Origin of the sequence: Naumannella cuiyingiana, from assembly GCF_013408305.1 — a bacterium.
Taxonomy (GTDB): Bacteria; Actinomycetota; Actinomycetes; order Propionibacteriales; family Propionibacteriaceae; genus Naumannella; species Naumannella cuiyingiana.
In genome coordinates this window covers 229,074-242,032 of the sequence record NZ_JACBZS010000001.1, presented here as the reverse complement: position 1 = coordinate 242,032, position 12,959 = coordinate 229,074, and the positions used below count along the sequence as shown (strand labels likewise).

The window sequence follows — 12,959 nt, the reverse complement described above, 5'->3', positions numbered from 1 at the left end:
GGGGCTCAGCCGGCCATCGCGGCCAGATGCCGGATGCGGGCCAGCTCCGAGGGCAGGAAGCTGGGGCCGCCCTGCCGACCGACGATCAGCGCGAGGTTGTCCCGCACGGGCGCCACGGCGACGACGGCCTCGCCCCAGTCGGGCAACCAGCCCTCCAGCAGCTCCCGCGTACCGATGTCGTCGAACGGGCCGAGCAACTGCAGCGTCTCCGCGGTCAGATCGGGCGCCATCTCGGTCGCATAGCGGACCACCGACTCGGAGCGGTCGGCGAGCAGTGCCCACTCGCAGTGGAAGACCGAGGGGGCCGCGCCGGCCAGGATCTCAGGAGCCGTGTCGGGTGCGGCAGTCATCCGCTCCAGCGTCTCGATGTCGGCCTCCAGCCCCTCGCCCTCGGGGTAGCGGGAGAACCACAGCACGCGCACGTCCTCCAGTGCGGTGCAGGCGCTGACCAGCTCATCGGGCATGGTGCCGGGCGGCAGCGCCAGCATGAAGTCGTCGATGGCGTACCCGTCCTGGCGACCCACCACCTCGACCGCATGGATGTCGCCCCCGACGGTGCCGACGATGGACGCGACCGCGCCCAGGGAGCCGGGGCGGTCGGGGAGGGCGACGCGCATCAGGAACACAACCGCCATCATTCCCGACCGCACCGACGTGCTGCCAGCGGAAGGGATCCCGCATAGAGTGACTCGCGTCACCAGACCCCGTCAGGTCACGATCTGGTGACGGTTGCCACAGATTTTCACATGGAATCGTGAGGAAACGCTTAGGTGAGGCATCGGCTTCCCCTGCGATTTTCCCCCCGATCGACCGAGCCAGGAGTGAGATGAGAATGCGCAAGACGTACGCCGGTGCGGTGCTCGCCGCGACCGTGCTGGCGGTGGGCGGCGCGGTGCCCGCCTGGGCCGCCGAGCCGCCGAACATCGACGAGATGGTCGCGGCCGTCAACCCGGACAACGTGATGGGGCATCTGGCCGAGCTCCAGAAGATCGCCGATGCCAACGGCGGCAACCGCGCCTCCGGGCTGCCCGGCTACGAGCAGTCGTCGGCCTACGTCGAGTCGGTGCTCGCCGAGGCCGGCTACGAGCCGGTGCGGCAGACGTTCCAGTTCCCCTACTACGAGGTGAACTCGAGCTCGCTGGTCGGCTCGGAGGGGACCGAGTACGAGAACAACCCGATGGTCTTCGCCCCGAGCACGGACGGCGAGCTGACCGCGGAACTGGTGGCGCCGCCGACGGCCGAGGGCTGCGATGCCGCCGCCTGGGGGAATGTGGACGCGACCGGCAAGATCGCGCTCGTCAAACGCGGCACCTGCACCTTCGGCGAGAAGGACCTGGCCGCAGCGGCGGCCGGTGCCGAGGCGGTCGTCATCTACAACAATGCCGAGGGTGCCCTGAACGGCACGTTCGGCGAGACCAACGACGGCTTCGTCCCCGCGACCGGCATCAGCCAGGCCGACGGCGAGGCGCTGGTCGGGGCGATGGCGGCCGGCCCGGTGTCGCTGACCTTCAACCTGGACGCGACCAGCGAGGTCCGCGAGACCTGGAACATCATCGCCGAGACCCCGGGCGGGCGGACCGACAATGTCGTGATGGCAGGTGCGCACCTGGACGGCGTCGTCGAGGGACCGGGCATCAACGACAACGGTTCCGGTTCGGCGGCGCTGCTGGAGACCGCGGTCACCCTGGCGAAGTACCCCGACAGCGTGAACAACAAGGTGCGGTTCGCGTGGTGGGGTGCCGAGGAGCTCGGGCTGCTGGGCGCGACCAACTACGTCAGCGACCTGCAGGCCAACAACCCGGCCGAGCTGAAGAACATCGCCGGCTACCTGAACTTCGACATGGTGGGTTCCCCGAACTACATCGTCGGCGTCTACGACGCAGACGAGTCGACCTACCCGGCACCGGAGGGCGTTCCGATCCCGGCGGGTTCGGCCGCGCTGGAGAAGATCTTCACCGATCGCTTCGCCGCCGTCGACCAGGCGTGGGTGGACACCGAGTTCTCGGGCCGCTCGGACTACCAGCCGTTCATCGACGCCGACATCCCGTCCTCGGGCCTGTTCTCCGGCGCCGACGGGGAGAAGACGGCCGAGGAGGTCGCGAAGTTCGGTGGCCAGGCCGGCGTGCTGTACGACCCGAACTACCACTCCGCCGCCGATGACCTCGACAACGTCAGCGCCGAGGCGATCGCGATCTTCACCCCGTCGATCGCCCACGCGATCTTCACGCTGGCCTACGACGCGTCGTCGGTGAACGGCAAGTACCCGATCGAGCCGACCCCGACCGGAACGGCGGAGCCGAGCCCGACCGCCACCACGGAGCCGAGCGCGACCGGGGCACCCGATGACGACGACGCCGAGCCGGTGAAGCCGCGCCCGCCGCTGGCCGACACCGGTGCCGCGAGCCTGCTGGTGCCGGGCGCGCTGGCCGGCGTCGCCCTCGCCGGTGCCGGGTACGCCCTGACCCGGCGTCGCCGCTGAGGCAGCACCGCAGTACCGAGCGGATCGCCGCCCACTCCGTACCGGGGTGGGCGGCGGTCTGCGTCCGATCCGTGTCCCGGGCGATCCGTGTGCGGGCGATCCGTGTCCCGGGCGATCCGGGGGCGCGGGCGATTCGGCGCACCGTTCGGCGGAGCACTATCTTGGCTCCGACCCGCGGGCGGTACGCCGCTCGCGCACCAACCCCGATCGAGAGGACCCCACGTGGCGCAGACGAGCCCCGAGACCCGCCTCAGCGCGGACGACGTCGCGCGGCTGGGCAGGCTGGCCCGGATCGAGCTGAGCCCCGACGAACTGGACCGCCTCGCGCCGCAGCTCGAGGTGATCCTGGACTCGGTGGCCCGGGTCCAGGAGGTGGCCGTCGCCGACATCGCGCCGACGTCGCACCCACTGCCGCTGCGCAATGTGTTCCGCGCCGACGAGGTGGCGCCGTCGCTGGACGCCGAGGCCGCGCTGGCCGGCGCCCCGGCCGTCGAGGACGACCGCTTCCGGGTGCCGCGGATCCTCGGGGAGGAGCAGTGAACGAGTTGCTGCGCCGCTCGGCCGCCGACCTGGCCGGACTGATCGCCGACGGCGAGGTCAGCGCCGCCGAGGTCACCGACGCGCACCTGGACCGGATCGCCGAGACCGACGGCGAGATCCATGCCTTCCTGCATGTCGACGCCGACGGCGCCCGGGCCGCTGCCGCGGCGGCGGACGAACGCCGCGCGGCGGGGGAGGCCCGCGGGCCGCTGGACGGCGTACCGCTGGCCCTGAAGGACGTGCTCGCCCAGGAGGGCGTACCCACCACCGCGGGCTCGAAGATCCTCCAGGGCTGGATCCCGCCCTACAGCGCGACGGTGACCAGGCGGCTGGTCGATGCCGGGCTGGTGATCCTCGGCAAGACCAACATGGACGAGTTCGCGATGGGCAGCTCGACCGAGAACTCCGGCTACGGGCCGACGCGCAATCCGTGGGACGTGGAGCGGATCCCGGGCGGATCGGGCGGTGGCTCCGCCGCGGCCCTCGCCGCGTACCAGGCCCCGCTGGCGATCGGCACCGACACCGGCGGCTCGATCCGTCAGCCCGGCGCCGTGACGGGAACCGTCGGCGTCAAGCCGACCTACGGCGGCACCTCGCGCTACGGCCTGATCGCGCTGGCCTCCAGCCTGGACACCCCGGGCCCGTGCACCCGGACCGTGCTCGATGCGGCGCTGCTGCACACCGTGATCGGCGGCCACGATCCACGCGATGCCACCTCGATCGACGCGCCCGTCCCGGACGTCGTCGGCGCGGCCCGCAACGGCGATGTCGCCGGGATGAAGGTCGGCGTGGTGCGCGAGCTCGGCGGGGAGGGGTACGCGCCGGGCGTGGAGGCGATGTTCGCGAAAACCGTTGCCCTGTTGGAGAAGCTCGGCGCCGAGGTGGTCGAGGTCTCCTGCCCGAACTTCGAGTACGCGCTGGCCGCCTACTACCTGATCCTGCCCGCGGAGGCGTCGTCGAACCTGGCCCGGTTCGATGCGATGCGGTACGGCCTGCGCGTCGGCGACGACGGCACCCGATCGGCCGAGGAGGTGATGAGCCTGACCCGCGAGGCGGGCTTCGGCGACGAGGTGAAGCGGCGGATCATCCTCGGCACCTATGCGCTGTCGGCGGGCTACTACGACGCCTACTACGGCTCCGCGCAGAAGGTCCGGACCTTGATCAAGAACGATTTCGACGCAGCCTTCGGCGCGGCCGATGTGCTGATCAGCCCGACCGCGCCGACCACGGCGTTCCGGATCGGTGAGCGGATCGACGACCCGCTGGCGATGTACATCAACGACCTGTGCACCATTCCGGCCAATCTCGCCGGGATCGCGGCGGCGTCCTTCCCGGTCGGCGTCAGCGCCGACGACGGGCTGCCCGTCGGCTTCCAGGTGATGGCGCCGGCGATGGCCGACGACCGGCTCTATCGCGTCGGCGCCGCGCTGGAGCGCGAGCTTGCGGGCGAGTGGGGTCTGGCGAAGCTGGGGGAGGGCGCGAAGTGAGCGATTCGATCATGGACGGTTCGATCATGGACGGTTCGATCATGGACTATGCGGACGCGCTCGAGCGCTTCGATCCGGTGCTGGGGCTGGAGGTGCACGTCGAGCTGAGCACCGCGTCCAAGATGTTCTGCGGCTGCTCCACCGAGTTCGGCGCGGACCCGAACACCCAGACCTGTCCGGTCTGCCTCGCGCTGCCTGGCGGGATGCCGGTGATCAACGGCGCCGCCGTCGAGTCGGCGATCCGGATCGGCCTGGCGCTGAACTGCGAGATCGCCGAGTGGTCGCGGATGTCGCGGAAGAACTACTTCTATCCCGACATGCCGAAGAACTACCAGATCAGCCAGTACGACGAGCCGATCGCGCACGACGGCCATGTCGACGTCGAGGTGGACGGCGAGGTGATCAGGATCGGCATCGAGCGCGCCCACATGGAGGAGGACACCGGCAAGTCGCTGCACGTCGGCGGGGCCACGGGCCGCATTCACGGGGCGAGCCACTCGCTGCTGGACTACAACCGCGCCGGCGTACCCCTGATCGAGATCGTGACCAAACCGATCGAGGGCACGGGGGCCAGGGCACCGCAGGTCGCGCGGGCGTACGTGCAGTTGGTACGCGACCTGATGCGCGCGCTGAAGGTGAGCCATGCGCGGATGGAGCAGGGCAATGTGCGCTGCGATGCGAACGTGTCGCTGCGGCCGATCGGGCAAATCGAGTTCGGCACCCGGACCGAGACCAAGAACGTCAACTCCCTGCGCTCGGTGGAGCGGGCCGTCGCCTACGAGATCTCCCGCCAGGCGCAGGTGCTGGCGGGCGGCGGCATGATCACCCAGGAGACGCGGCACTGGCAGGAGGGTTCCGGCATCACCACGCCGGGCCGGTCGAAGGAGACCGCGGAGGACTACCGGTACTTTCCCGAGCCGGACCTGGTGCCGATCGCGCCCGACCGGGACTGGGTCGAGTCGCTGCGCGCGACCCTGCCGGAGCCGCCGGCCGAACGGCTGAAGCGGCTGGCCGGCGAGTGGGGCTTCTCCGAGCTGGAACTGCGCGATGTGGTCGCCGCCGGCGCGGTCGACGTGATCGAACAGACCGTCGCGGCGGGATCGGCGCCCCAGCCGGCGCGCAAGTGGTGGCTGTCGGAGCTGGCGCGGCGCGCGAACGAGGCCGGCGTCGAGCTGGAGGAACTCGCGATCACGCCGCAGCAGGTGGCGCAGGTGCAGGCGCTGGTCGAGGCGAAGACGATCAACGACAAGCTGGCCCGGCAGGTGATCGACGGGGTGCTGGCCGGCGAGGGGGACCCGGAGCAGGTGGTCGAGGCCCGCGGGCTCGCCGTGGTCTCCGACGACTCCGCGCTCGGCGATGCCGTCGACCGCGCGATCGAGGCGAATCCCGATGTCGCGGAGAAGATCCGCGGCGGCAAGGTCGCGGCCGCCGGCGCGCTGATCGGTGCCGTGATGAAGGAGATGAAGGGCCAGGCCGACGCCGGCCGGGTCCGCGAGTTGATCATCGAACGGCTGGGCTGAGTCGAGTCCGGCTGGATCAGTCCTCGAGTACGCGATCCACGAAGCGGTCGACATTGGCCCGGAGCCGGATGATCTTGGCCTCGACCGACAGCGTCTCGCCCATCGGGCGGGCTGCCTCGGAGGTGAGTACGCCGCGCACGTAGAGCGGGCAGCGCAGGTTGGCGCAGATGTAGGTGCCGACCGTGTCACCCCGGCGACCGCCGGGCCCGGAGCGACGCGCGGCGAAGAGCGCGACATCGGCCATCGGGTGCACCGTCAGGCACAGCGAGCACATGGCCGCCTTCGGGTCCCGCCGCGACGGCTCCTGGGTGCGCAGCGCCACCCCGGTCAGGCCACCGTCGCGGGGCGCGACCAGGTAGCCCTGTTGGGGCGCCTTCGGGTCGCGCCAGCCCAGGAAGTCGAGATCGTCCCACCGCTCCGTGGCCAGGTCGGCCGGAACGGTGAGCTTCTTGAGCTGCGACCGGGTCGTGTTGACGAAGCTGGCGCGGACTTGCTCGGCGGTGATGGGCTCCATGCGGATCGGGCTCCTTTCCGGCGGTCGAGGCTACTCCCGGCTCGTCCCCACTGCCCGCGGTTTTCCTTCCGCCCGTGCGGCTTCGGTCGGGTTCGCGGGTGCCGGTCGGGTTCGCGGGACGGATGCATGCCGAACTTGCGGTTGCCTGCGGGGCCCAGCAGGCAACCGCAAGTTGGGCATGCGGCTGGGGAGGTCAGGGGCGGGGGGACTGCCCGGCGGCCCAGCGCTCGATGGTGGCGATGATCTTCGGCCGCAGCTCGGCGGGGGAGATGACCTCGTCGACCGACCCGACCTCGACGGCCCGGTGGATCGAGTGCACGCCGTCGAACTCCGCGGCGATCTCGGCGATCTTCTCCGCCCGCAGTTGCTCGCGCAGCTCCGCCTGCTCGACCACCAGCTCGCCGCGTTCGGCCGCATCGGCTGCCTCGATCCGCGCCTCCAGCTCGGTGGCCCTGGGATCGGCTGCCGCGCGCTTGTCCACCTCGGAGGCGAAGACCACCGCCGCCGCCGGCGCCCCGCCCAGCACCGAGGCATAGGAGCCCTCGATCGCGAGCACCGTCATGCCCGGGTTCAGCCGCTTGGAGAAGACCACGAACGCGCCGCCGTGATAGCGCGAGATGACGCAGAACACGATCGGGCCGTCGAAGTTGACGATCGCCCGGCCGATCTCCGCGCCGTACTCCAGTTGCAGCTTGCGCATCGACTCCGGCGAGCCGTCGAAGCCCGACAGATTCGCCAGCACCACCAGCGGCCGGTTGCCGGACGCGGCATTGATCGCGCGCGCCACCTTCTTCGACGACTGCGGGAAGAGCGTACCCGCGGTATAGGTGTCCGGCCCGTCGGTCGGCGGGAATCCCTGCCTGGCAACGGGTGTGGACTCGATGCCGATCAGACACACCGGATAGCCACCGATCCGGGTATCGGCGACCACCGCGGTGTCCGCATCGGCCATCTGCGACCAGCGCTCCAGCAGACCATGATCGGCATCGGCCAGCGCACGCATCACGGTACGGATGTCGAAGGGTCGTTTGCGGTCGGGATTGTGGATCGGGGAGAAGATGTCGCCGACGGTCGCGAAGTCGCCGCCGTGCGCATGATCACTGACATCGCGATCGCTCGGATCGGTCGTCGGCGCGCGCCGGGGGCCCGGCTCGCCCGGCGCCACATAGGTGTGCGCGTAGTGCTCCATCAGGACCTCCATCGCGCCGGCCAGGTCGGGCGCCCAGTACTGCGCCTGCCCGTTCGGTCCCATCACCCGGTCGTAACCGCCGATCCCGAAGTTGTCCTCGGCCGACACGCCGCCGGAGAAGTCCAGCGACTGCTTGCCCGTCAGCACCATCGCGCTGTCCGGAGTCATGATCAGGATGCCCTTGGTGTGCATCAGCATCGTCGCCTCGGCATTCCAGTACGGCTGCGCGCCGACATTGATGCCGGCCACCACGACGTTGATCTCACCGCCCGCCTGGGTGAACTCGACGATGCGCTTCAGCGCCGCCGCCACCCAGTCCATGTTCTCGGTGCCGCTGTCCATCGACACCCGGGCGCCGGCGGACAGGGCGAACCATTCCAGCGGTACGCCGAGCTCGTCGGCCAGGTCGATCGCCGCGATCACCCGGCGGCACTCGGCCTCCGACAGCGCCCCCAGCGCCCGGGTCGGGTCGCCGCAGAGCACCACCCGGGTGATCCCGTCGGGATGCAACGACGTCGGGGTGGTCACCACGGCGACGATGATCCCCGCGGTGTTCCGGCCCGGCGGACGGTCCACGGGGACCAGCCGCCCGGACCGATCGAGATCGTGCTCGACCAGGCTGCCGCCGCCGGCGAGCACCGATGCCAGCTCGTAGGGATAGACCAGCCCGCGGCGCTTGGCCCGCAGCGCCCGGCTGGCGTAGTCGTCCACCGGGGCCAGCGGTTCGGTGGGCGGGGCGATCACATCGGCGACCGTGCCGGCACCCGGTTGGGCGTGGAAGCGGATCGCGATCGGCTGCGCCGGCCCGCCCTCGCTGGCGATCCGGCCCTGGGCCAGCACCTCCTCCAGACCCGCCCCCTCCGAGAGCGGGATGATCTTGTCCTGCAGCGCCGTCAACTGCGAGATGTCGGCCTCGACGACCGGCCAGACCGTGACCCAGACGTGGTTCTGGTCCAGCCGGGCGCCGGCCCGGCCGCGCGACGTGCGTACCCGCCGGATCGCCTCCAGGCAGTTCTCCACGGCCCGCTCGGCATGCGGCAGCCCGACCACCCGTCCCTCGTCATCGCGGACGACGGCGAGCTGGCGCACCTGGGCCGCCGCGACCAGCCGGCGATCGGCCGGATTCGACTTCGCCACGCATTCGTAGAGCAGCACATCGTCCGGCGCATCGAGCCGGGTCACGTCGAACTCGGACAGCCGCCACAGGTTCAGCCGGCGGCCGACCATCGGGTGCATCCCGCGGACCAGGGTGTCCTCGACCAGCCCCTCGCCACCCGGCCGGAAGGTGAAGTAGTCGACCGGTCGCGGCGCGCGCGGGCAGACCGCCACCGAGACCCGGCGGCAGCGGCTCACCCAGGGCTGGTCCGCCAGCGTCGAGGCGAGCTCTGCGGAGACGTCGTCCGGGCGCGCCGGAGGCTGCGGCCAGCGCAGATAGATCTCCACGACATTGTCATGATCATCGGCGAACTCGCCGGCGACCAACTCACCCAGCGAGCCGTCGGCGAGCTCGGCGACGTCGCCGATCGTCGAGATCACCCGGGTCGGGCCCTTGGCCCCCGCGTCGTACTCGGCGCGTACCACCGGTCGCCCGAGCGCCGTCGCGACCGATCGATCATGCAGATCGAGCTCCAGATAGTGACGCCCGATCAGCACCTCCAGCAGCGGCTCGCGCTCGGGCAGCCCGTCGGCCATCCGATCGCGCAGGAAGGAGACCAACTGCTCGGGGATCGCCGTCAGGGCGGCGATCCGGGCGGCACGGTCCGGCGCGTCGAAGTCCGTGAGCTGCGCCACCTCCGCGCCGACACCGGCCAGCACCTTGTCCCGCTCCGCATCCACCGCGGGCTGGTCGAACCAACGGAACCGGATCGACCGGGCGATGTCGCCGACCACGGGGAACCGCAACTGCGTTGCCCGGACCATCCGCTCCAGCATCGCCCGAGCCCGGATCGCGCGGTCGGCCGGCGGCGCCGGCTCGCTCAGCCAGTGCTGCAGCAGCCCGAGCGCGATGTCGACATCGGAGACGTGCTGCTGGGCCAGCGAGATCCGGAACAGCGCCTCCTCGAGCTGCGGTGTCCGCTCGAGATCGGCAACGCCGTAGTGCCCGAGGACGCGCAGCAGCTTCTCGGTGAAGTGATCCGGCAGTCCGCTGCGCTCGGCGTCAACGCTGCGCAGGTAGCTGTGGAACAGCTCGCGCGAGCTGTGCACCCGCAACTCGGTGTGCAGCTCCTCGCCGGCCGGGCGGTTCCGGCTCAGCTCGGCATAGTCGGTGAACAGGTCGAGCAGCGCCATCTCGGCGCCGAAGACATCGATTCCGGCCGCCGCCAGCGCGTCGCGGTCGGCGAGGTAGTCGGCCAGCACATCGCCGCGGTGATCCGCGTCCACGTCGTAGCCCATCAACAGCCCGCGCAGGCGGCCGAGCGCGGCCCGCGCGCGTTCGCCGGCCGACGGTACGCCGTCCGCCGGCTCGGGCAGGTCGAGATCGGGCCGCTCCGTCACCGCGGACGCCTCGTCGGCCTCCTCGCCGACCGGCTCCAGCCGCGCCAGCGCGGCGCCGGTCTCCACCTGGCTGCCGGTGCGTACCAACAGTTCGGTGATCCGCCCGGCATAGGGCGCCGGCAGTACCGTCTCCATCTTCATCGATTCCAGCACCAGCACCGGCGCACCGGCCGCCACCTCCTCGCCGACACCGTGCGGGGTAGCGACGACCAGCGCCGGGGCCGGGGAGCGCAGCACGCCCCCCTCCTCGCGGCTGATCCGATGGGTGACCCCGTCGACCTGGACCAGGTGCACGGGGCCGTGGGTCGCGGTCACCAGCCGGTACCGACGACCGCCCACGGTGAGCCGCCCGTGCACCTCGTCCAGGCGGTCCAGCTCCGCGGTCACGGTGTGCGCGACATCGCCGTCGGCGACCGTGACCCGGTAGCGCTGCGGCGAGGTCTGCCAGACGCTGACCCGGTAGGGCGTACCGCGCAGCGACAGTTCGACCGTCCGGCCCGGCTCGTGCTGCAACTGCGGCCGCCCACCCTGGGCGGTCTGCAGGAAGCGCGCGATCTCGGTCCGCTCGGCCTCGGAATAGGCGTCGATCGCCGCGGCCACCAGCGCCACGCCGGCGTGCTGACGGGCCACCAGCCGCCCCTGCGCGCGTACCCGGTCGATCCAGCCGGTGTCGGCCCAGTCGGGCTCCCCCCGGGTCACCTCGGGCGCTGCCAGGAGCTCCTGCACGAAGCTGGAGTTGGTAGCGCCACCGTCGATCACCACGGTCGTCTCCGACATGGCGCGGCGCAGCCGGGCGAGCGCGGTCTCCCGATCGGGCCCGTGCGCGATGATCTTGGCGATCATCGAGTCGAAGTCGGCGGGGATGGTGTCGCCCTCGGCCACCCCGGTGTCCACCCGGATCCCCGGCCCCGCCGGGAACTCCAGTCGCGCGATCCGTCCCGGCGACGGCGCGAAATCGCGATCGGGATCCTCGGCGTTCAGCCGGGCCTCGACCGCGTGCCCGCGCTCCTCGGGCCGGGCGCCCGCGACCTCGGTCAGGCTGCGCCCCGAGGCGATCTGGATCTGCAGCGCGACCAGGTCCAGCCCGGTCACCACCTCGGTGATCGGATGCTCGACCTGCAGCCGCGTGTTCACCTCGAGGAACGCGAACGTGCGGTCGGCGGGGTGGTAGAGGAACTCGACGGTGCCCGCCCCGGCGTACCCGACCGCCAGCGCGAGCCGTTCTGCGGCGGCCCGCAGCTCTGCGGTCTGCTCCGCATTCAGCAGCGGCGACGCGGACTCCTCGATGATCTTCTGGTTGCGGCGCTGGATCGAGCAGTCGCGGACGCCGACGGCCCAGGCCTCTCCCTGCCCGTCGGCGATGAGCTGCACCTCGACGTGCCGGGCTCCGGAGACGGCCTTCTCCAGGAAGACCACGCCGCTGCCGAACGCGCGCTCGGCCTCGTCGCGGGTGCGCTGGTAGGCGTCGGCGAGCTCGTCGGCGCTCTCCACCTTGCGGATCCCGCGCCCGCCGCCGCCGGCGGTCGCCTTCAGCATCAACGGGTAGCCGATCCGCTGCGCGGCGGCCAACGCGTCGTCGAGGGTGTCGACGCCGCCACCACTCCACGGGGCGACGGGTACGCCGACCTCCTCGGCGAGCAGCTTGGAGCCGATCTTGTCGCCCAGCCGGCGCATCGCCTCGGCGCTGGGTCCGATGAAGGTCACGCCGAGCCGCGCGCACAGGTCGGCGAAGGCCGGGTCCTCGGCGACGAAGCCCCAGCCGACCCAGACGGCGTCGGCCCGGGTGTCGACCAGGGCGCGCTCCAGCACCGCAAGGTCGAGGTAGGGGCGGTCGGCGGCGGCGCCGAGCAGGTACGCCTCGTCGGCCTCCCGGACGAAGGCCGCGCCGGCGTCGACATCGGTGTGCAGAGCGACGGCGGTCAGCGGCTCGCCGCCGGGCGAGCGTCCGTTGAGATCGCGGACGGCATGGATGAGTCGCATCGCGGCCTCACCCCGGTTCACGATGGCGATCCGGGACAACGGGGCAATCCGGGACAACGGGGCGATCCGGGACGACGGGGCGGTTCGGGACAGCTCGGGCACGCCCCGACCCTGCCACCTCGGAGGCGGAACGCCCAGACGACAAGCGGCTCCGCGCGGGTCGTCGCGCATGCTTTGTCGAGGGCTACAGATTCTGTCCCACGGCCTTGTGGGGGACCTACAGCGCCGCCGTTTCGGGCGCCGCCGGCGCCAGCCTGTCGACCAGCCAGCGGCGCGCACGGACACCCATCCGGAACGGGGTACGCCGCACCGGCGTACCCGCCATCGCCGCCTCGGCGCCGTCCAGCAGGTCCTCCAGGAGTTGATCATGCAGCGGCACCACGACCAGCCGGGTGAGCAGGTCGGGGGCTTCGATGATCAACTCGTGGGTCCAGCGGACCCCGGAGCCCTCGCCGGCGAGGGTGAAGGTGTGGCGCCCGACCAGGTCGTCCGCGTCGAAGCCGAAGGTGATCGTGCCGGGGGCCGAGGTATCGACCCGATAGCGGATCGGGCCGTGGCCGCCCGCGCTGCCGGTGGCCAGCCCGCGGTCGAGGACCAGGGGCGGCCAGCGGTCGGTCGGCCACAGCGGGTTGCCCGGTTCGGCGATGCCCTGCAAGAGGGCCGCTGCCGCCTCCGGCGGTCCCGCGGTGAGGCGGCTGTGCACGTTGCGGATGCCGGTCGGGGTGCGGCTGGTCCAACCCATCGTCCTCTCCAT

The 12,959-nt window shown here is 71.5% G+C and carries 8 protein-coding genes; 4 read left to right on the top strand and 4 right to left on the bottom strand.

Features of this window, described 5'->3' with window-relative positions; translation table 11 throughout:
• Positions 1 to 5: 5 nt before the first annotated feature.
• Complete coding sequence (locus tag GGQ54_RS01005) at positions 6 to 620, bottom strand: ACT domain-containing protein (RefSeq protein WP_179446351.1); 615 nt, start codon at positions 618 to 620, stop codon at positions 6 to 8.
• 206 nt (positions 621 to 826) lie between these two features.
• On the opposite strand from GGQ54_RS01005, the gene GGQ54_RS01000 reads away from it, so the two are divergent.
• The 4 genes from GGQ54_RS01000 (at position 827) to gatB (ending at position 6,026) form a co-directional block, all read left to right on the top strand.
• The gene (locus GGQ54_RS01000; protein ID WP_218843584.1) at positions 827 to 2,479 is read left to right on the top strand and encodes a M28 family peptidase; all 1,653 of its coding nucleotides are present in this window, start codon (positions 827 to 829) and stop codon (positions 2,477 to 2,479) included.
• 222 nt (positions 2,480 to 2,701) lie between these two features.
• On the top strand, positions 2,702 to 3,019 hold the full coding sequence (gatC, locus tag GGQ54_RS00995; RefSeq protein ID WP_179443691.1) for an Asp-tRNA(Asn)/Glu-tRNA(Gln) amidotransferase subunit GatC: 318 nt from the start codon (positions 2,702 to 2,704) through the stop codon (positions 3,017 to 3,019).
• On the top strand, positions 3,016 to 4,506 hold the full coding sequence (gene gatA, locus GGQ54_RS00990) for an Asp-tRNA(Asn)/Glu-tRNA(Gln) amidotransferase subunit GatA (RefSeq protein ID WP_179443690.1): 1,491 nt from the start codon (positions 3,016 to 3,018) through the stop codon (positions 4,504 to 4,506). The genes gatC and gatA overlap by 4 nt, the downstream gene beginning before the upstream one ends.
• Before the next feature lie 26 nt (positions 4,507 to 4,532).
• A complete protein-coding gene (gene gatB, locus GGQ54_RS00985) occupies positions 4,533 to 6,026 on the top strand; it encodes an Asp-tRNA(Asn)/Glu-tRNA(Gln) amidotransferase subunit GatB (protein WP_179446349.1) in 1,494 nt (497 codons plus the stop codon).
• A 16-nt stretch (positions 6,027 to 6,042) separates the two neighbouring features.
• Here the strand turns inward: gatB and GGQ54_RS00980 are convergent, their stop codons facing one another.
• The 3 genes from GGQ54_RS00980 to GGQ54_RS00970 all read right to left on the bottom strand — a co-directional run bounded on the left by GGQ54_RS00980 (position 6,043) and on the right by GGQ54_RS00970 (position 12,947).
• Positions 6,043 to 6,540 carry an FBP domain-containing protein gene (locus tag GGQ54_RS00980; RefSeq protein ID WP_179443689.1) on the bottom strand — a complete coding sequence of 166 codons (498 nt, stop codon included), beginning with the start codon at positions 6,538 to 6,540 and terminating at the stop codon, positions 6,043 to 6,045.
• 193 nt (positions 6,541 to 6,733) lie between these two features.
• On the bottom strand, positions 6,734 to 12,307 hold the full coding sequence (locus tag GGQ54_RS00975) for an ATP-binding protein (RefSeq protein ID WP_343045812.1): 5,574 nt from the start codon (positions 12,305 to 12,307) through the stop codon (positions 6,734 to 6,736).
• Positions 12,308 to 12,422: 115 nt separating this feature from the next.
• Entirely contained in the window at positions 12,423 to 12,947 is a 525-nt protein-coding gene (locus tag GGQ54_RS00970) for an SRPBCC family protein (RefSeq protein WP_179443687.1), read from the bottom strand.
• Between the last annotated feature and the right edge of the window lie 12 nt (positions 12,948 to 12,959).

Excerpts from the sequence above, each read along its gene's own strand:
- GGQ54_RS00980 (WP_179443689.1), bottom strand. The coding sequence starts at position 6,540 with ATGGAGCCCATCACCGCCGAGCAAGTCCGCGCCAGCTTCGTCAACACG.
- GGQ54_RS01000 (WP_218843584.1), top strand. The coding sequence starts at position 827 with ATGAGAATGCGCAAGACGTACGCCGGTGCGGTGCTCGCCGCGACCGTG.
- gatB (WP_179446349.1), top strand. The coding sequence starts at position 4,533 with ATGGACGGTTCGATCATGGACTATGCGGACGCGCTCGAGCGCTTCGAT.
- GGQ54_RS00970 (WP_179443687.1), bottom strand. The coding sequence starts at position 12,947 with ATGGGTTGGACCAGCCGCACCCCGACCGGCATCCGCAACGTGCACAGC.